10 protein-coding genes are annotated in these 26,769 nt (G+C 63.2%); all 10 read left to right on the top strand.

Annotated elements, in window-relative coordinates:
* Positions 1-142 precede the first annotated feature (142 nt).
* The 10 genes from AC3WJE_RS04775 (at position 143) to xylB (ending at position 26,540) form a co-directional block, all read left to right on the top strand.
* A complete protein-coding gene (locus AC3WJE_RS04775) occupies positions 143-3,139 on the top strand; it encodes a TonB-dependent receptor (RefSeq protein WP_493729636.1) in 2,997 nt (998 codons plus the stop codon).
* Positions 3,140-3,794: 655 nt separating this feature from the next.
* Positions 3,795-6,701, top strand: coding sequence for a TonB-dependent receptor (locus AC3WJE_RS04770; protein WP_493729635.1), 2,907 nt, complete (start codon positions 3,795-3,797; stop codon positions 6,699-6,701).
* 370 nt (positions 6,702-7,071) lie between these two features.
* Positions 7,072-9,777 carry a TonB-dependent receptor gene (locus tag AC3WJE_RS04765; RefSeq protein WP_493729634.1) on the top strand — a complete coding sequence of 902 codons (2,706 nt, stop codon included), beginning with the start codon at positions 7,072-7,074 and terminating at the stop codon, positions 9,775-9,777.
* A gap of 435 nt (positions 9,778-10,212) precedes the next feature.
* The gene (locus tag AC3WJE_RS04760) at positions 10,213-13,161 is read left to right on the top strand and encodes a TonB-dependent receptor (RefSeq protein ID WP_493729633.1); all 2,949 of its coding nucleotides are present in this window, start codon (positions 10,213-10,215) and stop codon (positions 13,159-13,161) included.
* A 369-nt stretch (positions 13,162-13,530) separates the two neighbouring features.
* Entirely contained in the window at positions 13,531-15,858 is a 2,328-nt protein-coding gene (locus tag AC3WJE_RS04755) for a WD40/YVTN/BNR-like repeat-containing protein (RefSeq protein WP_493729632.1), read from the top strand.
* 16 nt (positions 15,859-15,874) lie between these two features.
* Positions 15,875-17,800, top strand: coding sequence for a sialate O-acetylesterase (locus tag AC3WJE_RS04750; RefSeq protein ID WP_493729631.1), 1,926 nt, complete (start codon positions 15,875-15,877; stop codon positions 17,798-17,800).
* Between the two features lie 87 nt (positions 17,801-17,887).
* Complete coding sequence (locus tag AC3WJE_RS04745; RefSeq protein ID WP_493729630.1) at positions 17,888-19,582, top strand: DUF5597 domain-containing protein; 1,695 nt, start codon at positions 17,888-17,890, stop codon at positions 19,580-19,582.
* Between the two features lie 76 nt (positions 19,583-19,658).
* Positions 19,659-22,535 carry a TIM-barrel domain-containing protein gene (locus AC3WJE_RS04740; protein ID WP_493729629.1) on the top strand — a complete coding sequence of 959 codons (2,877 nt, stop codon included), beginning with the start codon at positions 19,659-19,661 and terminating at the stop codon, positions 22,533-22,535.
* 127 nt (positions 22,536-22,662) lie between these two features.
* Positions 22,663-25,050: a glycoside hydrolase family 95 protein gene (locus tag AC3WJE_RS04735; protein WP_493729628.1), complete on the top strand. Its 2,388-nt coding sequence runs from the start codon at positions 22,663-22,665 to the stop codon at positions 25,048-25,050.
* Positions 25,047-26,540: a xylulokinase gene (xylB, locus tag AC3WJE_RS04730; protein WP_493729627.1), complete on the top strand. Its 1,494-nt coding sequence runs from the start codon at positions 25,047-25,049 to the stop codon at positions 26,538-26,540. Before AC3WJE_RS04735 ends, xylB begins: the two co-directional genes overlap by 4 nt.
* Positions 26,541-26,769 lie beyond the last annotated feature (229 nt).

The following is a 26,769-nucleotide window of genomic DNA, read 5'->3' as shown; positions in this document are numbered from 1 at the left end:
GTAGCGCCGAAGCGACGTGACGTCGGGCGTTGACCGGTAACAGGGGGCGTGCCGTAACCCGAAGGGGCGGCATGGCGAGGTGAACCGCAAGGGTTTGCCTGTAATTCAAAACTTGATTGTCGTTTCCTGGGAGGGAGTCGCGATGTCGATCCATTCGAGCCACACGTTGGTGGGGGCGGGCGTGCGCCCGCATGTCCCCTGTTTCCGTCGCACCGCCATTGCCGCCGGCATTGCGATGCTGCTGGCTTCCCCTGCGTTCGCGCAGGAGGCCAATACGCAAAATGCCGACCAGGACGAGAAGGCCAAAGACAAGGTCACCGAACTGGACAGGGTCACGGTCACCGGCATCCGCGCGTCCGTCTACAAGGCGCAGGACATCAAGCGCGACGCCGAGACGTTCGTTGACTCGGTTACCGCGCTGGACATCGGCGCGCTGCCCGACCGCAGCGTCACCGAAACCCTCTCGCGCATCCCTGGCGTGACCATCGACCACTTCCTGTCCGTCGGCGATCCGGAACACTTCTCGGCCGAAGGCAATGGCGTGCAGGTTCGCGGCATGACCCAGGTGCGCTCGGAGTTGAACGGACGCGACAGTTTTTCCGCTTCGGGTGGCCGCAACCTGAGCTTCCAGGACGTGCCGTCGGAACTGATGGCCGGCGTGGACGTGTTCAAGAACCAGAAGGCCGACATGATCGAAGGCGGCCTGGGCGGTTCGGTGAACCTGCGCACCTTCATGCCCTTCGATTTCCAGGGGCAGAAGGTCAGCGCCTCGTTCAGCGAAAACTATGGCGACTTCGTCAAGAAGTACAAGCCGTCCGGCTCCTTCCTGTACAGCAATCGATGGAAGACCGGATCCGGCGGCGACTTCGGCATCCTGGTCGATATCGCCCAGTCGAAGCTGTCTACCCGCACCGATGGCCTGTTCGTGCGGCCGTTCTTCAAGAACAACAACACCGACTTGAACGGCGATGGCACCAACGAAGAGCTCTGGCTGCCGCGCGGCGCCGACTGGCGTACGCTGGAATACGAACGCAAGCGCGATGGCGCATATATGGCCCTGCAGTGGCGGCCGAACAGTGATGTCGAGGTGTACGCCACCGCGTTCCAGAGCAAGTACGACGAACTCTGGAACGAAGACGCGATCTTCGTGCAGAACGACCCGACCCAGGTGATGCTGGACGCGAGCCAGCCGTATGAACTGGACGGCGATGTGTTCCGTTCGGGCCGGCTTACCCAGAGTGGCGGTATCCCCATGGGCACGGACATCCGCGCTTCGCATCGGGCTTCCAAGACCACCGACTTTTCGGCCGGCCTGAAGTGGGTGCTGAACGACGATGCCGAACTTTCGACCGACCTGCAGTACATCAAGTCCACCACCAACAGCCTGGACTCCACGGTATCCCTCGGCGTTAACGTGCCTTACATCGACGTCGACCTGAGCAAGGGTGTGCCGTCGATCGGGGTGGATCAGAGCTACACGACCAATCCCGATAATTATTATTGGGCGTTCACGATGGATCATCAGGACAAGAACGTCGCCACCGAAGTGGCCTGGCGTACCGACCTGAAGTACAACCTGGCCAACGATGACGGCAGCGGCTTCTTCAAGTCGTTCAAGACCGGCATCCGCCTGACCCGGCGCAACGCGACCAGCATCGATACCGGCTACAACTGGAAGCCGGTGTTCCAGACCTGGATGTCAGGGAACGCCTTGCCTGAAGGCGCTCCCATGCCTGGGCTGAACTTGAGCGACACCGTCAATGTCGGTCTGACACATCTGAACACCTTCAATAACTTCTACCGGGGCGGAGTCAATTCGCCAGGCTCGTTCTACGCCCCCATCTTGGCGACCGCGCTGGGCTATCCCGGCAGCTACCAAGCCATCCATGACGCCGCCCTTCCGTACTACCTGGAAGGCTACGACGGCACCTATACCATCACGCAGTTGGACGAAGCCCACACCAATCGCCAACGCGAGGTGACCCAGGCCCAGTACTTCATGCTCAACTTCGGCGTGGACAGGCTGAATCTGGACGGCAACGTCGGCGTGCGCGTGGTACGCACCACGAACTCGGCCGGAGGCTATCTGGTCTACCCCGACGAGTCGTTGGCCCCGTACCTGGGCACCGGCCAGACCGAGCCCATGGTCGCGAAGAACGAATACACGGACGTACTGCCCAGCTTGAACGTGCGTTGGGAGTTGGCTCCGGACTGGATCGTGCGTTTCGCCGCATCGAAGGCCATTGCACGGCCGAATTTCAGCGACATGCAGGCCTACCAGATCCTCAACGCTACCGTGAAGGAGGGCTACACGCCACCGACCGGCACCACCACCTTGCCGGTGGATAAACTGGACCTGACCGGCAGTTCCGACGACAACCCCTACCTCAATCCGATGAAGGCCAACCAGTTCGACTTGTCGCTGGAGTGGTACTTCGACCCGGATCACGGTGGCATGGCCTGGGTCAACGTGTTCTACAAGGACATCAAGGATTACTTCCGTCGCCAGTCGCAACTGGTGTCCTATCCGGGCGTGGACGGCAACAACTACGACTATCTGGTCACCCAGCTGGTGAACATCGGCACGGCGAAGATCCAGGGCGCGGAAATCGGCTGGAACCAGTTCTTCGACTTCCTTCCGGGTTTTCTCAGCGGGTTGGGCATGTCGGCGAACTACACCTACATCGACAGCTCGACCAAGGTGCCGAACGACCCCACCGTGGTGCCGACGGATACCGACGGTTCAACCTTCGGCAGCCTGCCGGCCGACGGCCTGTCCAAGAACGCCTACAACATGGCCGTGTTCTACGAAAAGGGACATTGGCAGATCCGCCTGGCCTACAACTGGCGCAGCAAGTATCTGTTGTCGGTGGGGCCGAATGGCTACAACGGCACCAACAACAACCTGGACAACGAGTCGGTCGCGTGGAAGCTGCCGGTGTATAGCGACGACTACGGCCAGCTGGATGGCTCGATCTTCTACAAGTTCAACGACCATGTGCAGCTCGGCCTGGAGATGAACAACCTCAACAATGCCGAGCAGCGCACGATCATGGAGCAGAATGGAGCCGGTAGCCGGATCACTTCCTGGTACGTGAACGACAGGCGCTACGCCGCGACCTTGCGCGTGACGTTCTGATTGCGGAGGTGGCAGGGAAAGGGATACATCCTTCTCTCTGTTGAGATCACTGTTGGAATGAAGGCCCGCCACTGGCGGGCTTTTTTTTGTCGATGAATCATCGGTGCAGGATGCCGTTGCTGGATTCACGGGTTCCCGATCTTCGGCCGTGAAATGCCAAGGGACCACGCGTACGGCCCGTTATTGAAGCCACGAACCGCAGGCATCCAGGGCCGGGAATCGTGTCGAAATTTACAGATGATAAAAATAAACGCCGCCGCCTGACGTTCAATCAACTCGCATTGTTGCTGAACATTGCAATCAATGGAAATTTTGTCGCTCAGGTAATATTTTGATTTATTTAATGTAAGTCATTGAAATTGATTGGCTATTATTTGTTTATATAGGTCTGCGGCCTAAATTTCATTGGCTATGTTGGATTTTTGATGTTTATTTTCCGTTGCACATTAATGGCACCTGAGTAGGGGGCCGGGCTTTATCAACGGGGCACCGAAGCCATATTGGGTTCCGGTGGATATATCTCGCCTCCAACAGGAGGCCTAAAACACGTAGTTATCGTCACTTTCCTGGGAGGGAACAGATGTCGAACCAATCAAGCCGCAAGCGGCTTAGTGATGCTGTGTGCCATCAAGATACTCGTCTTGTCCGTCATTCCTTGATCGCGCTCGGCATATGGTTCTGCCTGGCGGCATCCGCACAGGCACAGGACAGCAATGCCAGTGACACGGACGCCAAGAATGCGGACGCCAAGCCGGCAGAGAAGGGCGCCGCCAAGCCTGCGGAGAAGGGCAAGGCAATCGATCTGGAAACCGTCACGGTGCGTGGCGTACGCGCCAGTTTGATCAAGTCACAGGTGATCAAGCGTGACTCCGAACAGATCGTGGATTCGGTCAGCGCCGAGGACATCGGGGCGCTGCCTGATCGGAGCGTCACCGAAACCCTGCAGCGCGTCAGCGGTGTGACCATCGACCACTTCGCCGCGCGCAGTGATCCCGACCATTTCTCGGCGGAAGGCAGCGGTGTGATGATCCGCGGCCTGACCCAGGTGCGTGGCGAGTTGAACGGGCGTGACAGTTTCAGCGCCGGCAGCGGGCGCGGGCTGAGTTTCGAGGACGTGCCGGCCGAGCTGATGGCGGGCGTGGACGTGTACAAGAATCCGTCGGCCGAGATCATCGAAGGTGGCCTGGGCGGCACGGTGAACCTGCGCACGCGCATGCCGTTCGACAATCCCGGCCAGCTGATGGGCGGCAACTTCGACGTGAACTACGGCGACTTCAGCAAGAAGTACAAGCCTTCCGGTTCATTCCTCTACAGCAACCGCTGGAACACCGATCTGGGCGAGATCGGCTTCATGGTCGACGTGGCGCACTCGGAGCTGGCCACGCGCAGCGATGGCATCCAGGTCGAGCCGTACGTGCGGCGTACCGACAGTGCAGTGCTGGCAGGTACCGACTTCAGCGAGGTCTACGTGCCCGGTGGTGTGAACTGGCGCCAGCTCGACTTCAACCGCAAACGCGACGGCGTGGCTGCGGCTTTGCAGTGGCGTCCCAGTGATACCACCGAAGTCTATGTCCAGTACCTGCGCTCGCGCTACGAGAGCGAGTGGGAGGAACGGGCCGCGTTCTTCAATGACAGTACCAACAGCATCACACCTGCCGATGGCACCACCTTCACTTATGACAGCGACGGTGTTTTCGAGAGTGGTTCGCCGCAGTCCAGTTCGTGGCGCGGCAACCTCACCGGCAGTGGCGTGCGCTTCCAGACCGACAGCCGCTATGTCAGCAGCACGTCGGTCACCCAGGACCTGTCGGCCGGCTTCAAGCACTATCTCAACGACAACCTGGTGCTGAAGGGCGACATCCAGCTGGTGCAGTCCGAGTACGACAACTTCGACTTCACCGTCTTCGCCGCGACCTACCTGCCCGGGTTGACCTACAACGTGTCCGGCAAGTATCCGTCGGTGACGATCAGCGACACCAGCTACACCAGCGACTCGTCCAACTATTTCTGGGCGGCGGCGATGGATCATTTCGCCAAGAATCGCGGGCGCGAACTGGCGACCCGCGTCGACCTGGAATACACCTTCCAGGACAACGACTGGCTGCGTTTCGCCCGCTTCGGCATGCGCGGTACCGATCGTACCCAGACCAACAAGAACTCCGGTTACAACTGGGGCGTGATCAGCGACAACTGGGCGACCATCTCGTCCTCGTCGACCGGACTGGCGAACCTGTCGAGCTACCTGACCTCCAGCTCGTCGCTGTTCAGCTATTCCAACTTCTTCCGCGGTAGCGTCAACATCCCGAGCAACCTGTACTTCCCGAACATGAGCTTCGTGAAGAACTACGCGCAGGCTTCGGCGCTGCTTTCGGAGCTCGTGGCGCTGCGCGGGTGGGGCTGGTCGCCGGACGAATACCAGTTGCAGGACACCAACCGCCAGTTCGAACGCACCCAGGCGGCGTATGGGGTGCTGTACTTCGGCAACGACGAGGCGCTGGGTTGGCCGGTCGATGGCAATGTCGGCGTGCGCGTGGTGCAGACCAAGACGCGGGCGGACGGCTACGGCATCTATCCGGACATGACCGACCTCAACGTCTCCGATGAGCTGAAGGCGGAGTACTACGGTCAGTACTTCACGAACAATGCGAAGGGCCAGTACACCAACGTGCTGCCCAGCCTGAACGTGCGCTTCAAGCCCACCGAGAACCTGCAGTGGCGCATCGCGGCATCCAAGGCGATAGCACGGCCTGACTACACACAGTTGCAGCCCTACCTGTTGTTGGCCGCGACCACGACGGAGGATTCGGACGGGAACCAGGTTGTCTCGAAGTACACCGGAACCGCCGGCAATCCGAATCTGAAGCCGATGCGGGCCAACCAGTACGACACCTCGCTGGAGTGGTACTTCGGCACCAGCGACATGCTGTACGCGACGCTGTTCTACAAGAGTGTGAAGGACTACTTCGCCACCCAGACCCGGACCGAAACCTACAACGATCAGGACTGGCTGGTGACCCGTCCGTACAACATGGACAAGGGCATCATCCGCGGCTTCGAGCTGGGCTACACCCAGTTCTTCAATTCGCTGCCGGGCTGGATGAGCGGTTTCGGCGTCAATGCCAACTTCACCTTCGTGGACAGCCAGGGCGGCGTCAACACCTCGACGGATCCGTACACCAACACCACCGTCACCGGCGTCAAGCTGCCGCTGGAAGGTCTGTCGCGGCGCAGCTACAACCTGGCGGCGATCTACGAGAAGGGCAAGATCTCCGCACGCCTGGCCTATAACTGGCGCTCGCGCTACCTGCTGACCACCAGCGACGTGTCGACCAATCTGCCGACCTGGGCCGATGACACCGGCCAGCTTGACGGTTCGGTGTTCTACCGGTTCGACGAACACTGGCAGCTGGGCCTGCAGGCCAACAACCTGACCGACACCGTGACCAAGGTGCTGATGGGGCCGACGGTCTACTCCGACGGTGAGATCGACTATCACCTGTACACCCGCAGCTGGTTCATCAACGACCGCCGCTACTCGCTGGTGCTGCGCGCCAACTGGTAAAGGAATCCTGCGCCGCACCCGCGGCCACTGCCCATCGAAGGCCCGCCACTTGGCGGGCCTTCGCTTTTTCCGAGGGGGGAGGGACGCTGAATACGTGGCTGACAGTGTCCTCCAGTGAAATGTGTGTCCACATATGCAATATACGGATACAAGTGGTCAATTATTTCATTGGTGTGGCATCGCGGCGGCCGCCTATGCTCCCGCCCCGGTCGATGGCGGAATGGCATGACCCTCATTCCGCTTGTGCATCGAGAACGACCGGTGCGGGTGTCCGATGCAGGCGCCGGCAATCCACAACAACCAGGCAGGACCGCCATCCCGGCGTGATCACTGTCGAAAAATCAGTACATGCGTCCTGGGAGGGAGTTTCATGTCAGTACAACACCGCCGCGTCCCGGCTGGCCGGATCGTGGGCCAGCAATCCATCCGTGATTTCCGCCGTTCGATCATGGCGATCAGCGTCGCCGCGCTGCTGAGCGCGAACGCCTACGCGCAGGAAGCCACCGAACAGGACAAGCCGGCTGACCAGGCCGCCACCCAGCTCGATACCGTGCAGGTCACCGGCACGCGTTCGAGCGTCACCAAGGCGCAGCTGGTCAAGCAGAATTCCGAGCAGATCGTCGATTCGATCGTTGCCGAGGACATCGGCAAGCTGCCCGACAACAACGTCGCCGAAGCGCTGCAGCGCATCTCCGGCATCCAGATCACGCGCAACTACGGCGAAGGCAGCTCGATCGCCATCCGCGGCCTGACCCAGGTCCGCACCGAGTTGAACGGCCGCGACATCTTCACCGCCAACGACGGTCGTGGTCTCAGCTTCGAGGACGTCTCGGCCGAGCTGCTGGCCGGCGTGAACGTCTACAAGAACCCGTCGGCCGACATGATCGAAGGTGGTCTGGGCGGTACGGTCGATCTGCGCACGCGTCTGCCATTCGATTACGACGGCCGCAAGATTGCGGGCAGCGTGCAGTACAACCACTACGACCTGGCCGATGACAGCAAGCCGGCGTTTTCGGGCATGTACAGCAATCGTTGGCAGACCGGCATCGGCGAGATCGGCTTGCTGGTGAACTATTCGCAGCAGACCAGCCCGTTCCGCCAGGACACCATTTCGGTCGAGCCGTGGTACACGCAGACCGATCTGCCGGGTTACGAAGGGCAGGAAATTTCGGTGCCGCACGGCGCCGGCATCAACACCACCGTGGGCGAGCGCAAGCGCAAGACCGGTGCATTCGCGCTGCAGTGGCGCCCGACCGATGACGTGGAAGTCACCGCGCAGGTGCTGCGTTCGGATTACGACTTCAGCTGGCACGACTATTCGTTCTTCGCCTACAGCGGCCAGGATGCGATGCAGGGCTACGACGACATCGTGGTCAACAATCGCAACGAGTTCGTCAGCGGCACTTTCCAGAACACCCCGGCTGACTCCAACACCAGTCTGACCACGCGTCACTCGGTCACCACCGACTACTCGCTGGGCGCCAAGTGGACGGTGAATCCGAGCCTGACCCTGAGTACCGACCTGCAGTACGTCGATGCCACCACCAAGGGCACGCGCTACATCATCGGTACCGGCATGACGGCCGTGCCGTTCTACACCATCGATTTCCGCGGCGATCTGCCGCGTCTGTCGGTGACCGATGCAAGCGGCAACTCGGGCTACCTGACCGATCCGGCCAACTACACCGGCTGGAAGTTCCACCTCGACAACAAGGACGACAACAAGGGCACCGAATTCGCCTGGCGCGCCGATATGGACCTGGCGTTCGACAGCGATTTCGCGCGCAGCTTCAAGGCCGGCGTGCGTTACACCGACCGCGATGCCGACAACAAGGGCAACGTGTGGCGCTTCATGTGGCTCGGCGCGCCGTTCTCGCAGTATCCGGACGTGCAGTTGGTGGCCAACCCGATCACCGATTTCTTCCGCGGCGATTCGCAGGCGTTCGGGCCGACGCTCTCGGCTTCCGATTCGGCGGTGAACAACTACGAGCAGACCCTGGCGGCCTTCGGTGCTTCGCCGCTGGAGTTCGCGCCGAACAACATCAACAGCCAGGGCGAGAAGACCTACGCCGCCTACGGCGTGTTGCGCTTCGGCACCGACGGCGACATCCCGTTCGACGGCAACATCGGCATGCGCATTGTCCGCACCGAGGTGAACTCGCAGGGCGTGCGCACCGGCACCGACGCTGAGGGTGGTGGCCTGCTGCCGGTGGACGTCAAGCAGACCTACACCGATGTGCTGCCGAGCTTGAACCTGCGCTGGATGCTGACGAGCCAATTGCAGTGGCGTTTCGCTGCTTCGCGCGGCATCTCGCGTCCGGGCTTCGACCAGATGAACCCGAACCTGAGTCTGAGCGCGGCTGAATCGGGCGGCGTGACCCGTCGTACCGGCTCGGCTGGCAATCCGGACCTGGCACCGATGAAGGCCGACCAGTTCGACACCGCGCTGGAGTGGTACTTCGGCAAGGGTTCGATGGCCTACGGCACGGTGTTCTACAAGAAGGTCAAGGGCTTCATCGCCGATGCCGTGTTCAACGAAGTCTACGGTGGCGAGACCTGGGAGATCACCCGCCCGGTCAACGGCGACGAGGGCACGATCAAGGGCGTCGAGTTGGGCTACACCCAGTTCTTCGACTTCCTGCCGGGCTGGCTGAGCAACTTCGGTCTGCAGACCAACTACACCTACGTCGATTCGAAGTCGCCGAGCCCGACGGCGACCGATACCAATGGTCAGGCGCTGATCGTTCCGCTGCAGGGCCTGTCCAAGAACAGCTACAACGTGATCCTCAGTTACGAAGTGCCGAAGTTCCAGGCACGCGTGGCCTACAACTGGCGCAGTGACTGGCTGGTGACCACGGCCGGTAACGGTACCGGCAATCTGCCGGTATACAACAAGGGTTTCGGTCAGCTGGATGCGTCGTTGCGCTACAACATCAATGACGTCTGGTCGGTCTCGCTGGATGGCAACAACCTGCTCGACACCCGCAACGAAAGCTATCTTGGCTTCGAGTCGCGCTATCGCGACTTCGTGATCAACGATCGTCGCTACGGCCTGACCGTTCGCGCGAGCTTCTGATCCCGCAACCAAGTGGTTTTCTCTGGCCCGGCTTGCCTAGTGCAGCCGGGCTTTTTCGTGCCTGCCCGTGTGTGGCTTTGCTGTGGGATCGGTGTCAGGTACCGACGTCGAGGTCGGCGATCGCGAGCTGTCATGTGTTCTGACGAGTGTTTTTTGATGAGAAATTTGCCGTCAAATGACGCCGTTTGATTTATTTCACTCAAGGCATTGAAATTGAAAAGATATTATTTGTTCGGATAAGTCGCCTGTTAAAAATTCATTGGCGCAACCGATGTCCTCGCCTCTACTTTTCACCCGCATCCTGGGTGGCGTTGTTGGGTCGTTCCGGGTCTCCGGAAGGCCGCTGAGGTCTTCTCCCGCTTCTGTCAGGTGCTTGGCGTCCTTATCCGGGACGTCTCAAAAAACCAAAGTCGCCACCATCCTGGGAGGGATCAGATGTCGAATCATTCAGGCCGCACGCGGTCAAGTCATGCCGTGCATCCGCAACAAGGTCAGCTTGCGCGCCGCTCATTGGTCACGCTTGGCATCTGGTTGTGTCTGGCCGGATCGGTGCATGCCCAGGACAGTGCCGCCAGCGACACGGACACCAAGGAAAAGCCTGCCGAGAAGGGCAAGGCCACCGATCTGGATGCCGTCGAAGTGCGTGGTGTGCGTGCGAGCCTGATCAAGTCGCAGGTGATCAAGCGCGATTCCGACCAGATCGTCGATTCTGTCAGCGCCGAAGACATTGGCGCTTTGCCGGATCGTAGCGTCACCGAAACATTGCAGCGTGTGAGCGGTGTGACCATCGATCACTTCATGGCCCGCAACGACACCGATCATTTCTCGGCCGAGGGCAGCGGCGTGATGATCCGCGGCATGACCCAGGTGCGCGGAGAACTCAACGGCCGCGACATCTTCAGTGCCAACAGCGGGCGAGGGCTGAGCTTCGAGGACGTGCCTTCGGAGCTGATGGCCGGTGTGGACGTGTACAAGAACCCGTCGGCCGACATCATCGAAGGCGGCCTGGGCGGCACCGTCAACCTGCGTACCTTCAAGCCCTTCGATTTCGAAGGCCGGAAGATCGCCGCGAGCGCGGACATGAACCGGGGTGACCTGAGCAAGGAAAAGAAGCCATCGGCGTCGTTCCTGTTCAGTGATCGCTGGCAGACCGGCATCGGTGAGGTCGGTGCGCTGTTCGACGTGGCCTATTCAGAGCTGGCGACGACCACGCAGGGCGTGCAGGTGGAGCCGTACCTGCGCCACACCGCCGACGATGGCTACGGCACCTTCTCGTACCTGGCGTCGGGCACGGATCTCAGCTCGGTCTATGTGCCGGGTGGTGTGAGCTGGCGCAACCTGGATTTCGAGCGCAAGCGCCTGGGCATCGCCTCGACGCTGCAGTGGCGTCCGGACGATGACACCACCGTGACGCTGCAGTACCTGCGTTCGGAGTACCGCATGAGCTGGCTGGAGCATGCGGCGATGTTCGCCGACAGCTCCGAGTACCTGCTGCCGGATTGGGGCACCCAGTTCAGCTATTCCGCCGATGGCGTGTTCGAGAAGGGTTCGCCGATCTCGTACATCTACAGCGGCGACGGAAGCGTCAAGTTCACCACCGATACGCGTTATGCCGAGCAGAAGACGGTGACGCAGGATATCTCGCTGGGTTTTGAGCGTTACCTGACCGATCACACGATCCTGAGTGCCGATGCTCAGCTGGTGCGTTCGTGGAGCAGCCAGTACGACCTGACCGTGGCGAGCAGTACGTTCCTGTCTGGTGTCGGCTACGACCTGACGGGCGAGTACCCGACGCTTACCGTGAGCGACTCGTCGGCGGTCACCAGTTCGAGCAACTACTACTGGAACTGGGCGATGGATCATTTCGCCCAGAACCAGGGGCGTGAGTTGGCGCTGCGTCTGGATCTGGAACACGACTTCGACGACCAGTTCGTGCGCAAGATCAAGTTCGGCGTGCGCAGCACCGATCGCAACCAGACCAACAAGTCGACGCCCTACAACTGGAACTATCTCAGCGAGACCTGGGACTCCAGCGGCACCGCCGGCCTGGACGAATATCTGACCGGCAGCTCGTCGCTGTACAGCTTCGGGAGCTTCTTCCGGGGGCAGGTGAACGTGCCGACGTCGTTGTGGTTCCCGAGTACGTCGCTGGTGAAGAACTATGCGGCCGCCGTGGCGGCGCTGGAGTCGTTCGCCAGCAGCTGGAGCGCGGTCGATACCTACGACCTGCAGTACATCAACCGGCAGAAGGAACGCACGCAGGCGGCTTACGCCATTGCCTATTTCGGCACCGATGAAGTCTCGACGCCGATCGACGGCAACATCGGTGTGCGCGTGGTGCAGACGTCGACGAAGGCGGACGGCTACGGCAACTATCCGGATTTCAGCAGCTACGATGCTTCCGACCTGGGCGAGCTGGCCTATCTGAAAACCCAGTTCACCGGCCAGTATTTCCCGATCGAGGGCGGTACGCAGTACACGAACGTGCTGCCGAGCTTCAATCTGCGGGTGAAGTTCACTGACGATCTGCAGTGGCGCTTTGCCGTGTCCAAGGCAGTCGCGCGGCCGGACATGGACAAGCTCACCGCGAACATGTTCCTGTACGCGAACACCACCACCGGCAGCGATGGCACCGTCTCCGTCACCTCATGGACGGGTACCGCAGGCAATCCGAACCTCAAGCCGATGCGTGCCAACCAGGTCGATACCGCGCTTGAGTGGTATTTCGACAATACGGACATGATGTACCTGACCTTGTTCTACAAGGATGTCCGCGATTACATCGCCACGCAGACCCGCACCGAGACCTACGACGGCGTGGATTTCAGCATCTCGCGCCCCTACAACATGAGTCACGGCTACATCCGCGGTGCGGAGTGGGGCTATACGCAGTTTTTCGACAGCCTGCCGGGCTGGCTGAGTGGTTTCGGCGTGTCGGCCAACTATACCTACCTGGACAGCAAGGGTTCGCCAGTCGAACTGTTGACGCCGGTAACCAAGGCCGAGTCCGGCGTGTATGCGACGCTGCCGCTGGAAGGGCTGTCCAAGCGCAGCTACAACGCGGCGCTGATCTACGAGAAGTACGATTTCTCGTTCCGGCTGGCGTACAACTGGCGCTCGCGTTACCTGCTGACCACCAGCGATGCCAATGTCGGCCTGCCGATGTGGAGCGATGATTACGGCCAGCTGGATGCTTCGTTGTTCTACAACATCAACTCGCACCTCAAGGTCGGCCTGCAGGCGACCAACATCACCGATACCGTGACCAAGGTGCTGATGGGGCCGAGCGGCTATTCCGACGGCGAAATCGACAGCCGCCTGTACAGCCGTGGCTGGTTCATCAACGATCGGCGCTACTCGCTGGTGCTGCGCATGAACTGGTGATCGCACAAGTGTGCGATATACGGACGGCAGGGCTCTTCCGAGCCCTGCCGTCCTGCGTTTGACCCGCCGCTAGCCGATGGTCGTATTCCCCACTCGGATAGCTTGGTTTTATTTTTTTATTGGCATGGAATGGTTGGCCCGTCCTATGCTCGGGGTTTGGCAGGCGCCAGCCACCTCGGGGGGGCGTCCGACGCGGTAGGCAGGCATGGTCGAATTCATCGAGCATGCGCGTCGAGCATGCCGCACCTGCGCGGCGACAGCACATGTGTCCTGGGAGGGAATCATGTCGAGACAGTATCTCCACGCTCCGCGCCTGCGGAATGTGATCAGGCCCGCGTGCCGCCAACCAGCGGCATGCGAGTGCCGTCGATGAACATCGGTATGGTCTCTGCGCGCAGGCCATTCCAAGAACGCGCCGTAGGAAGTGCGTCTCCGGTCCGGTATGCCGAGCAGGCATCCGGGCCGGTGTTTTTGTTTGGCTGGCCTGGTTCACTCCGCCGCCGCGCGCGTGAGCTGCTCGCGCTGCTGGCGTTGGTCGCATTGCTGGCGGTGTGCGTACCGCAGGTCATGGCTGCGTCGGCACCCTATGCCTGGCGCAACGTCGCGGTCGGGGCGGGCGGTTTCGTCTCCGGCGTGATGTTCCACCCGAACGAGCGCGGCCTGGCGTATGCGCGTACCGATATCGGCGGTGCCTACCGTTGGGATGCGGCTGGCAAGCGCTGGATCCCGCTGCTGGACTGGCTGAGCCATGACGACGCCAATCTGATGGGGGTGGAAAGCCTGGCGATGGATCCTTCCGATCCGGAGCGGTTGTATCTCGCCGTCGGCACTTATCTGAAGAACGGCAATGGCGCGATCCTGCGCTCGTCCGATCGCGGCCGCACCTTCCAGCGCGCCGACCTGCCGTTCTCGCTTGGCGGCAACGAGATGGGGCGTGGCAATGGCGAGCGCCTGGCGGTCGATCCGCATGATGGGCGGGTGCTGTTCTTCGGCTCGCGCGCGAATGGGCTATGGCGCAGCGACGATGCCGGTGCGCACTGGAAGCAGGTGACCTCGTTCCCGGCGGTCGCCACCGCACCGGAATCCGGCACGCAGACCAGTTGGGCCGGGTTGCAGCCGATCGGCATCGTGTCGGTGTTGTTCGATCCGGCCAGCGGGCGGCAGGGTGCGCCCACGCCGACGCTGTATGCCGGTGTGTCGACCCGGGGCACCAGCCTGTATGTCTCGCACGACGGTGGCGCGAACTGGGCGCCGGTGACGGGCCAGCCGAATGGGGTGCGACCGACGCGGATGGCCTTGGCCAGCGATGGCGAACTGTACGTGGCCTACGGCGATGAGCCGGGCCCGAACGTGATGAACAATGGCGCGCTGTGGCGTTATTCCAGCGCTGGCGGCGCGTGGCGTGACATCAGCCCGGCGGCGCAGTCGACCGATCTGCAGCACGATGGTTTCGGCTGGGGCGCGGTGGCGGTGGATCCGTCCAACCCGAAGGTGCTGATCGCCTCGACGTTCTGCCGCTACGCGCCGCACGAAGAGATCTTCCGCAGCGTCGATGGTGGCGAGCACTGGACACCGATCCTCGGCGATTCGCAGTTCGATCACAGCGTGGTGCCGTGGACCGCGCAGGCGTTCCCGCACTGGATCGCCTCGCTGGCGATCGATCCGTTCGATCCCGACCACGCGCTGTTCGTCACCGGTTACGGCCTGTGGGCATCGCGCAATCTCAGCGAGGCGGGTCATGCGCCGGTGCGCTGGGGCTTCGATGACGACGGCCTGGAAGAGACCGCGGCGCTGGCACTGGCAAGCCCTTCCGAGGGCGCAAATCTGCTCAGCGGCGTGGGCGATATCGACGGTTTCCGTCATGACGATCTGGACAAGTACACGCTGCAGTTCGGCGGTCCGCGCCTGACCAATACCGAGGCGATGGCCTGGGCCGGGCAAGCGCCGCAGGTGCTGGTCCGCGCCGGTCGCATCCGTAACCACAAGGGCGAGGTGCGGGCGCTGTATTCGCAGGATGGCGGCCGCAGCTGGAAGGCGTTCGCCAACGAACCGCCGCAGGGCGAGGGCGCCGGGCGCATCACCATCGCGGCCGACGGCAAGCGGGTGATCTGGACCCCGGACAAGTCTGACATTGCCTGGATCAGCGCCGATTTCGGCGGCCGTTGGCAGGCAGTGAAGGGGCTCCCCGCGAATGCGGTGGTCGAGGCCGATCGGTTCGATGCCGGCATCTACTACGGCTTTGATGCCATCACCGGCAAGCTCTACATCAGCGGCAATGGTGGTGTGGAATTCAAGGAAGCGGGCGCGGGCATCGGTGAAGTCGGCCCGTGGTACCGGGCGGAGGTGCGCCCGTCGCTCACCCAGCCGGCAACGGTGTATGTCACCGGTGCCTGGCATGGTCTGCTGCGCTGGTCGGCACGCGGGCTCGAGCGGCTGCCGGGCGTGGAGAATGCGCTGTCGTTGGGGCTGGGTGCGCCCAAGCCAGGCAGCAAGGTGCCGACGCTGTTCGTGTACGGCCAGGTCGGTGGGGTCACCGGGCTGTTCCGCTCCGATGACGATGGCAAACGTTGGACCCGTATCGACGACGACGCGCATCGCTATGGCGGGATGCGTCTGGTGACGGGCGATCCGCGCCTGTATGGGCGCGTGTACTTCGCCGCCGAGGGCCGTGGGGTGATCTATGGCGATCCGCGCTGAATTTTCAGGAGATCAGATGAAACGTTTCCGTTTTCCGTTCGTATCGGCCACGTTGGCGCTCGGCGTTCTGAGTGGTACCGCGGCCGCACAACCGCAGTTGCCGTTGCTGTTCGCCGATGGCGCGGTGTTGCAGCGCGACCAGCCGATGCCGGTATGGGGCTGGGCGACGCCCGGAGCGAAGATCCGCGTCGAATTCGACGGTCATCGTGCTCAGGCCACCGCCGACGCACAGGGCACGTGGAAGGCCGTGCTGCCGGCGCACAAGGCAGGTGGCCCGTACGTGTTGACGGTGAATGGCGATGGCGGCGCGCTGCAGGTCCGCGATGTGCTGGTCGGCGACGTGTGGCTGGCCAGTGGTCAGTCGAACATGGAATGGCCGCTGGCACAGGCGCGCGATGGTGCGCAGGAGGTCGCCAACGCGCATGATCCGCAACTGCGTCATTTCAAGGTGCCCAAATCCTGGAACGAGTCGCCACAGCCGCGTCTGGCCGGCGGTGACTGGAAGGCGGCCACACCTGAGAACGCCGGGGCGTTCTCGGCAGTGGGCTACTTCTTCGCACGCGATCTGCGCCAGAGCACCGGTGTGCCGATCGGCATCATCGACAGCACTTGGGGCGGCAGTTCGATCGAAGCGTGGATGGATGTGGCCTCGCAAGGCGTAGATGCGTCGAAGGTAGCCGCGCGCATCAACGAGATGCGAACCAAGGACGAGCAACAGATAGCGGCGACACGCAAGCGCATCGCGCGTTGGCCCCAGGTCGACGACGAAGGTGCATCCTGGGCCGCTCCCGATTTCGATGACAGCGACTGGGACAGCATCCCGGTGTCGGCTTTCTGGGAGCAGAGTGGGTATGCCGGCATGGACGGCATCGCCTGGTACCGCGTCACGTTCACCCTGAATGCGACCGAGGCGAAGGCCGGTATCACGCTGGGCATCGGTCCTGCCGACGACACCGACGTCACCTATGTCAACGGCGTCGAGGTCGGCCATACCGAATGGCGCTACAACGATCCGCGCGCCTATCCGGTGCCGCCGACCGCACTGCATGCCGGCGTCAATCATGTCGCCATCCGGGTTCTCGATACCGGCGGCGGTGGCGGTATCAAGGGCGATGCTTCGGTGTTTTTCGTGCAGCCGCAGGGCGGTGCGCGGCGCCCGATCGACGGCGCCTGGAAGTTCCGCCCGGCCAAGGTGACGGTGGCGGCCAACGACGACAAGAACCAGGTGCCGACGCTGCTCTACAACGCCATGATCCATCCGTTGCAGGCGTTCCCGGTCAAGGGCGTGATCTGGTACCAGGGCGAGAGCAACGCCTACGAATACGGTGCGCTGCGCTACCGCGACCAGTTCGCGGCGATGATCCGGCAGTGGCGCGATGAGCGTGGCCAGCCGAAGTTGCCGTTCCTGTGGGTGCAACTGGCCAACTGGAAGGCCGGTTCGGACAAGGGCGATCTGAGCCCGTGGGCGCAGTTGCGCGAGTCGCAGTCCAGGGCCCTGGCGCTGCCGGCCACCGGGCAGGCGGTGATCATCGACGTCGGCATGCCCGACAACATCCATCCGACCAACAAGCAGGACGTGGGCCATCGCCTGGCGCTGGCGGCGCGGCATGTCGCCTACGGCGAGTCGCTGGTCTACAGCGCGCCGGTGTTCGAACGTGCGGAGTTCGCCGACGGTCAGGCGCGCGTGCGCTTCGCTGCGATGGGCAGCGCGCTGGCGGTGCGTGGTGGCGGCAACGAGGTACACGGTTTCGCCGTGGCCGGTGCCGACAAGGCATTCCATCCGGCGCAGGCGCGCATTGAGGGCGACAGTGTGGTGGTGCACAGCGATGCGGTGCCCGCACCGGTGGCCGTGCGCTATGGCTGGAGCGAAAACCCGGTCGATGCCGATCTGATCAATCGCGAGCGGTTGCCGGTCTCGCCGTTCCGGTCGGATGACTGGTGAGCGCTGTGACTTTTGAGTTCGTTCCATCGTCGTCTGGCGCGGACCACGTTTCGTTGTTCGTTGAAAAAACGTAGGAGTTGCTTGTTGATGAAGATTTCCCTGTCTGGCCGATCCCGTTTCCTGCTGCTTGCCGCGACGTGCGTCCTGGCATCCTGTCAGCGCGTCGAACCGCCAAGCGCCGGCAAAGCCGACGCGACGGCCCCCGCGGTGACAGCGGCAGCTTCCGACACGTCAGCCAAACAGACGTCGATGCCGCAATTCGTCAGCAAGGACGGCAAGCACGCATTACTGGTCGATGGCGCGCCGTTCCTGATCCTGGGCGCGCAGGTCAACAATTCCAGCAACTATCCGGCGACGCTGGAACAGGTCTGGCCGGCGATGCAGGTGCTGGGCCCGAATACCGTGCAGGTGCCGATCGGCTGGGAGCAGGTCGAGCCGGAGGAAGGTAAGTTCGATTTCTCGTTTGTCGACACGCTGCTGCAGCAGGCACGCACGCATGACGTGCGGCTGGTGCTGCTGTGGTTCGGCACCTGGAAGAACAACGGCCCGAATTACGCTCCGCATTGGGTGAAGACCGACAACAAGCGCTTCCCGCGCGTGGTGACCCAGGATGGCCGCAGCATCGGCTCGCTGTCGCCGCACGCGCCGGCCACGCTGGACGCCGATCGCAAGGCGTTCGTCGAGTTCATGAAGCACCTCAAGCAGGCCGACCCACAGCACACCGTCATCATGGTGCAGCCGGAGAACGAGGCGGGCACCTACGGCAGCGTGCGCGACTTCTCGCCGATGGCACAGCAGCTGTTCGAAGGCCAGGTGCCGGACGAACTGCTGAAGAAGCTCGGCAAGCAGCCGGGTACCTGGTCGCAGGTATTCGGCAAGGATGCGGATGAGTTCTTCCACGCCTGGTCGATCGCGCGCTTCATCGATCAGGTCGCCGAAGCGGGCAAGGCGGTCTATCCGCTGCCGATGTACGTCAATGCGGCGCTGCGTGGCCCGTTCAACCCGGGTCAGCCGGGCCAGTACGCCAGCGGTGGTCCCACCGACAACGTGCTGGATATCTGGAAGGCGGCCGGTCCGCATATCGACCTGCTGGCGCCGGACATCTACATGCCCGAGTACACGATGTACACCACGGTGCTCGATCGTTACGCGCGCCCGGACAACGCGCTGTTCGTCGCCGAGACCGGCAACCGCACCGAGTACGCGCGCTACCTGTTCCCGACCCTGGGCCATGACGGCATCGGCTGGTCGACATTCGGCATCGACTACACGCGTTATTCCAACTATCCGCTCGGCGCCAAGCAGGTCGACGACGAGGCGCTGGCGCCGTTCGCGCTCGGCTTCAAGCTGGTCGGGCTGGGCATGCGCCAGTTCGCCAAGGCATCTTCCGAAGGCAAGCTGCACGGCGTAGCCGAGCAACCGGGCGTGGCAGTGCAGGAAGTGCCGCTCAACGATCGCTGGAGCGCCACCATCACCTATGGCGTGCCGCAGTTCTGGTTCCAGGGCGAGCCGCCGGGCAATCCGGAGCCGATCGGCGGCGCGCTGATCGCCGAGCTGGGGCCGGACGAGTTCCTGGTCACCGCCATGCATGCCCGCGTGACCCTGCATCCGGCAAGCGCAGCGACCGCCAACATGGTCTACGACCGGGTCGAGGAAGGTTTCTACGACAAGGCCGGGCAGTGGCAGTTCCAGCGCAACTGGAACGGCGACCAGACCGACTACGGCGTGAACTTCTCCAGCGCCCCGCAACTGCTCAAGATCAAGCTCGCCACCTATCAGTAAGCAACCCCGCTGTTTCAATGATCCAGGCGTCGACGCAACACAAGAACGCCGAATCCGCATCACAAAGGGAGTGAACATGCACAAGTCCAACCGCACGGCCGCCGGCCTGCACCTCACGCCGCTGGCGAGCAGCCTGGCGTTCTCGCTGATGCTGCTCGCCGGCACGGCCAGCGCACAGGAAGTGAAGAAGGCCGCCGACGGCGTCACCGTGGTACCCAGCGCGCAGGGTGCCTCGCCGGTGCGCCTGCAGGTGGTCGATGCCGGCATCATCCGCGTCAGTGCCGACCAGGGCGGCGGTTTCCAGCGCTCGGCCAGCCTGATGCGCGTACCGGTGCAGGGCAATACCGCGTTCACGCTCGACCAGCAGGGCGACGTGGTCACGCTGAAGACCGCCAAGGTCACCGCGACCGTGTCCACCACCGACGGCCACGTCAGCTTCGCCGACGCCGATGGCAAGCCGGTGCTGTCCGAAGTGGCCGGCGGCCGCACCTTCACGCCGATCACCGTTGACGGTACCCAGCACCTGCTGAGCACGCGCCAGCGCTTCGTCTCGCCGGAGGGCGAGGCGATCTACGGTTTCGGCCAGCACCAGCAAGGCTGGATGAACCAGAAGGGCCGCAACGTCGAGCTGCTGCAGAGCAATCTCGACCTGGCGGTGCCGTTCCTGGTGTCCAGTCGCAACTACGGCATCCTCTGGGACAACAACTCGATCACCCGCCTGGGCGATCCGCGCGGCCTGCAGCCGCTCGACAAGTCGCTCAAGCTGTACGACGCCAAGGGCAAGCCGGGCGCGCTGACCGCGACCTATTCGGTCGATGGCAAGGTGGTGGTGACGCGTCGCGAGAGCGAGATCAACTACCAGTACATCAAGGATCTGGCCAAGTACCCGGACAATGCCAAGAGCAAGAACGGCCGCATGCAGGCCAGCTGGGAAGGGCAGATCGAGGCGCTCAGCGCCGGTGAGCACACCTTCTCGCTGTACGGCAGCGAGTATTTGAAGCTCTACATCGACGGCAAGCCGGTCGTCGATCGCTGGCGCCAGAACTGGAACCCGTGGCATCACGAGTTCGCGCTGCAGCTGAAGCCGGGCGAGCGTCACACCGTCAAGGTCGAGTGGGACTTGATCGACCCGAGCTACATCGCGCTGCTGCACCGCGATCCGTTGCCGGCGACCGAGGCCAAGGATCTGTCGCTGTGGTCCGAAGCCGGGCAGATGATCGATTACTACTATGTGGCCGGCAACAACGCCGATCAGGTCATCGCCGGCTATCGCGAGCTGACCGGCAAGGCCGTGCTGCTGCCGAAGTGGGCCTACGGTTTCTGGCAGAGCCGCGAGCGCTACAAGAGCCAGCAGGAAATGGAGGACGTGGTTGCCGAGTACCGCAAGCGTGGCCTGCCGCTGGACAACATCGTGCTGGACTGGTCGTACTGGCCGGTCGATGCCTGGGGCTCGCATGACTTCGACAAGAAGTTCTTCCCGAAGCCGGAGGAGATGGTCAACTACTTCCACGATCACCACACCAACGTGATGATCTCGATCTGGCCGAAGTTCTATCCGAACACGGACAACTACAAGGAACTGGCGGCCAAGGGCTACATGTTCACCCGCAACGTCGAGGCCGGCGAGCGGGACTGGATCGGTGAGGGCTATCTGAACGGGTTCTACGATCCGTTTGCCACCGAGGCGCAGAAGATCTACTGGCGCCAGATCAACGAGAAGCTCAACAGCAAGGGCTTCGACGCGTGGTGGATGGATGCCGACGAGCCGGACATCCATTCCAACCTGGATATCGAGACCCGCAAGTACCGCCTGACCCCGAATGCGCTGGGCAGCTCCACCGAGTACTTCAATGCCTATCCGCTGCCGCACACCCACGGCGTCTACGAGGGCGATCGCGCGGCCGACAACAAGCGCGTGTTCATCCTCTCGCGCAAGGGCTACGCGGGCACGCAGCGCAACGCAGTGGCGGTGTGGAGCGGCGACATCGTCTCGCGCTGGGACGACATGCTCGACCAGATCACCGCTGGCGTGAACGTGTCCATGTCCGGCTTGCCGAACTGGACCTTCGACATCGGCGGTTTCTCGGTCGAGAAGCGCTACGAGAACAAGGATCCGGCACACCAGCAGGAATGGCGCGAGCTCAATACGCGCTGGTTCCAGTTCGGTGCGTTCGTGCCGCTGTTCCGCTCGCATGGCCAGTTCCCGTACCGCGAGATCTGGAACATCGCGCCGGAAGGCACGCCGTACTACGCCTCGATGGCCTATTACGACAAGCTGCGCTACACGTTGATGCCGTACATCTACACGTTGGCCGCCGATACCTACTTCAAGGACGGCGTGATCATGCGTGGCCTGCCGATGGACTTCCCGCACGACCCGAAGGTGGCCGATCTCAACGACGAGTACCTGTTCGGCCCGTCGTTCCTGGTCGCTCCGGTGACCAAGTTCGGCGCGACCTCGCGGTCGGTCTATCTGCCGGCGGGAACCAGCTGGTTCGACTTCGCCACCGGCAAGCGTTACGAGGGCGGCCAGACCGTCGAGGCCGCCGCGCCGATCGAACGCATGCCGCTGTTCGTGCGTGCCGGCGCCATCGTGCCGACCACCACCGTGCAGCAGTACGTCGACGAGAAGCCGGACGCACCGCTGACCGTGGTCGTCTACACCGGCGCCGACGGCCAGTTCTCGCTCTACGAAGACCAGGGCAAGGACTACGGCTACGAGAAGGGCGAGTTCAGCCGCATTCCGCTGAGCTGGGACCAGGCCAAGGGCGTGCTGAGCATCGGCAAGCGCGAAGGCAACTGGCCGGGCATGCTGGGCAAGCGCACGATCAACGTCCGCTTCGTCGATGGCCCGCGTGAGGATGCCGGCGCGCTGGAACCGAAGGCCGACGCAAGCGTGCAGTACAGCGGCAAGCCGTTGACCGTCGCGTTCAAGGGCGGCCAGGCGAAGTGATGCAGCTTGCAGCATCTGGTTTGACGTCTGTGGGAGGGACTCTGGGTGGCCTAGGGCCATCATTCCCGATGAATGGCCGGGAAAGCCCGTCGGGAATGAATTCCCTCCCACAAAGGGCGGGCGTGCAATGAGCCTTGAACTCACTCGCCGTGAACTGTGCAAAGCGATGGGCGCCGGCCTTGCGGTCGGCGTCGTCGCGGTAGCAGGTGAGGGCGTCGCCGCGCCGGTGGCGAAGCTCAGCGTCGAGCTGCCACCGGTCGCACCGAAGGACGCGCTGACGCTCTGGTATCCGCAATCGGCCACCGAATGGGTGGAAGCGCTGCCGGTCGGCAACGGCCGGCTGGCGGCGATGGTGTGGGGCGGCATCGCGCACGAGCGCCTGCAGCTCAACGAGGATACGCTCTATGCCGGTGGCCCTTACGACGCCACCAGTCCTGACGCATTGGCGGCGCTGCCGCAGGTGCGCGAGCTGATCTTCGCCGGTCGCTACGCCGAGGCCGAGAAGCTCGCCGACGAGAAACTGTTGTCGCGTCCGCTCAAACAGATGCCGTACCAGCCTCTGGCCGACCTGCTGCTCGATTTCGACCGCGCCGACGGCATCTCCGGCTATCGCCGCGAGCTGGATCTGGACAGCGCGATCGCCACCACCACGTTCACTTCCGGCGGTGCATTGCATCGGCGCGAGGTGTTCGTCTCGCCGGTCGACCAATGCATCGTGGTGCGACTGTCCTGCAATCAGCCGGGCCGGGTGTCGCTGCGTATCGGCATCGACAGCCCGCAGACGGGCGAGGTCGTTGCGGCGCAGGACGGACTGCTGTTCAGCGGCAACAACGGTGGCTTTGCCGGCATCGAAGGACAGCTTCGCTTCGCGCTGCGGGTACTGCCGAAGGTTACGGGCGGCAGCGTGCGCGTGCTGCGCGACCGCATCCACGTCGAGAATGCCGACGAGGTCGTGCTGCTGCTGACTGCCGCCACCAGCTATCGCCGTTACGACGATGTCAGCGGCGATCCGCTTGCCGCCACCACGCAGACGCTACGTACGGCGGCCGCATTCGACTATCCAACGCTGCTGCAACGCCATCTGGCCGAGCATCGCCGTCTGTTCCGGCGCGTCGCCATCGAACTGGGCAGCAGCGAAGCGGCCAAGTTGCCGACCGACGAGCGTGTGCGCCGTTTCGCCGGTGGTGACGATCCCGCGCTGGCCGCGCTCTACCACCAGTACGGCCGTTACCTGCTGATCTGCAGCTCGCGACCCGGCGGCCAGCCCGCCAATCTTCAGGGCGTCTGGAACGACCTGATGATGCCGCCGTGGGAGAGCAAGTACACGATCAACATCAACACCGAGATGAACTACTGGCCGTCCGAGCCGAGCGCGCTGCACGAGTGCGTCGAGCCGCTGGAAGCCATGCTGTTCGATCTCGCACAAACTGGCGCGCACACCGCGAAAGCGATGTACGACGCGCCGGGCTGGGTGGTGCACAACAACACCGATCTGTGGCGCCAGGCCGGGCCGATCGACGGTGCGCAGTGGAGCCTGTGGCCCATGGGCGGCGTGTGGTTGCTGCAGCAGCTGTGGGATCGCTGGGACTACGGCCGTGATCGTGCCTACCTGAAGAAGATCTATCCGCTGTTCAAGGGTGCTGCCGAATTCTTCGTCGCCACCCTGCAGCGCGACCCGAGCACCGGTGCGATGGTGACCAATCCATCGATGTCGCCAGAGAATCAGCATCCATTCGGTGCGGCGGTCTGTGCTGGTCCATCGATGGACGCGCAACTGCTCCGCGACCTGTTCGCGCAGTGCATCGCGATGGGCAAGCTGCTGGGCGTGGACGAGGCGTTCGGTGCACAACTGGCCCAGCTACGCTCGCAGTTGCCGCCGCACCGCATCGGCCAGGCCGGCCAGTTGCAGGAGTGGCAGCAGGACTGGGACATGCAGGCGCCGGAAATCCACCATCGCCACGTCTCGCACCTGTATGCCCTGCATCCGTCCAGCCAGATCAACGTGCGCGACACCCCCGATCTGGCCGCGGCTGCAAGGCGTTCGCTGGAGATCCGTGGCGACAACGCCACCGGCTGGGGCATCGGCTGGCGCCTGAACCTGTGGGCGCGCCTGCGCGATGGCGAACACGCCTATCGGATCCTGGAACTGCTGCTGGCACCGGATCGGAGCTATCCGAACCTGTTCGATGCGCATCCGCCGTTCCAGATCGACGGCAACTTCGGCGGCACCGCCGGCATCACCGAGATGCTGGTGCAGAGCTGGGGTGGCACGGTGTTCCTGCTGCCGGCGCTGCCCAAGGCCTGGCCGAACGGCAGCGTACGCGGCCTGCGTGTGCGCGGTGCGGCATCGCTGGACCTGTCCTGGGAGCAGGGGCAGCTGAAAAATGCCGTGCTGCACAGTGACAACGGTGGCCATTACGAGATTTCCTATGCCGATCAGGTCCTGGCTTTCGAGCTGGGGGCCGGGCGCGAGCGGCGCGTGGGTCTCAAGAACAATCGATTGGTGAATCAATGAGTCTTTATGCAGGGTTGGACGTAGGCACGCAGAGCGTGAAGCTGGTGATCTACGATCCGGTACAGCGGCAGGTCGTGGCGACCACGGCGGCGCCGATGGCGCTGATCAGCGAGGAAGACGGTACCCGCGAGCAGCAAGCGGCGTGGTGGGTCGACGGGATCGTGCATTGCTTCGGCGCGCTGACGGCCGAGCAACGGGCGCAGGTGCGTGGCATCTCGGTGTCCGGCCAGCAGCATGGCTTCGTGCCTGTCGCGGCCGACGGCACGGTGACCGCGCCGGTCAAGCTGTGGTGCGACACCAGCACCCAGGCCGAGTGCGAAACGATCATGGCCGAAGTCGGCGGCGTCGGCGGCGCGGTGGCGACGGCGGGTAACCCGATTCTGGCCGGTTACACCGCTTCCAAGCTGCCATGGACGCGTACCCACCGACCCGACGCGTATGCGGCGATGACCAGCGTCATGCTGCCGCACGACTACATCAATTTCTGGCTGACCGGCGAGCGCTTCATGGAAGCCGGCGACGCTTCCGGCACCGGCTGGCTGGACGTGCGCACGCGCACCTGGTCCGAGCCGATGCTGCGCGCGCTCGATTCCGAACGCGACCTGCGTCAGGCGTTGCCGCCACTGGTCGAGCTGGGCACCACGTTCGCGCTGTCGGCCACCGCCGCGAAGACGCTGGGCCTGCCGGATGGCGTGCAGGTCACCACCGGCGGCGGCGACAACATGATGGCCGCGATCGGTACCGGCAACGTGGTTCCCGGGCGCCTGACCATGAGCCTGGGCACCTCCGGCACGCTGTTTGCCTACGCTGATCATCCGGTGGTGGACGATCAGGCGCGCTGGGCCGCGTTCTGCTCCTCGTCCGGCGGCTGGTTGCCGCTGATCTGCACGATGAACTGCACCGTCGCCACCGAGACCGCGATGCGCATGTTCGGTCTCAACCGCGAGCAGGCCGAAGCAGCCGTCGCCGGCACCACGCCGGGCGCGGATGGCCTGTCGATGCTGCCGTTCCTCAACGGCGAGCGCACCCCGGACCTGCCGGCCGCACGCGGCATGCTGTTCGGCATGGATCCGCACAACACCACCTCGGCGCACGTCTATCGCGCTGCGATGGAGGGTGCGACCTACAGCCTGCGCAACGGCTATGACGCCTTTGTCGATGCCGGTCTGAAGTTCGACACGATCCTGCTCACCGGTGGCGGCTCCAAGAGCGCACAGTGGCGGCAGATGGTCGCCGACGTGTTCGATCTGCAGGTGATCGTGCCGACTCAGCCGGAAGGTGCCGCGTTCGGCGCCGCGCTGCAGGCGCTGTGGGCGTGCGAGGGCAAGGGTGCGTCGCTGGCCGATGTGGTGCTTGAGCACCTGCAGGTCGACGACAGCCTATCCACCAGACCCGATCCGGGCCGCGTGACGGCCTATGACCATGCCTACAAAACTTTCCTCAAGAACCTGCACGCGGTAACGCCGCTGTACAGCGCCTCCGCTATGTAGGAGCAGCTTCAGCCGCGATGGGGCGTTACCGGTAAAAAGCCCTCGCGGCTGATGGCCCTAGGCCACCCAGAGCCGCTCCTACGACTCCTCCGTTTGTTTCTTCCCCCAGACTCGTCAAAGTAAAGAAGGACCCACACCATGAGCAGCAATCTATTCGTCGGCGCCAAGGAATACTTCCCCGGCATCGGCCAGATCAAATTCGAAGGTCGCGATTCGGACAATCCGCTGG

This window comes from Pseudomonas sp. GW821-FHT07E12 (genome assembly GCF_058986605.1).
This window is presented reverse-complemented; position numbering and strand designations above follow the sequence as displayed.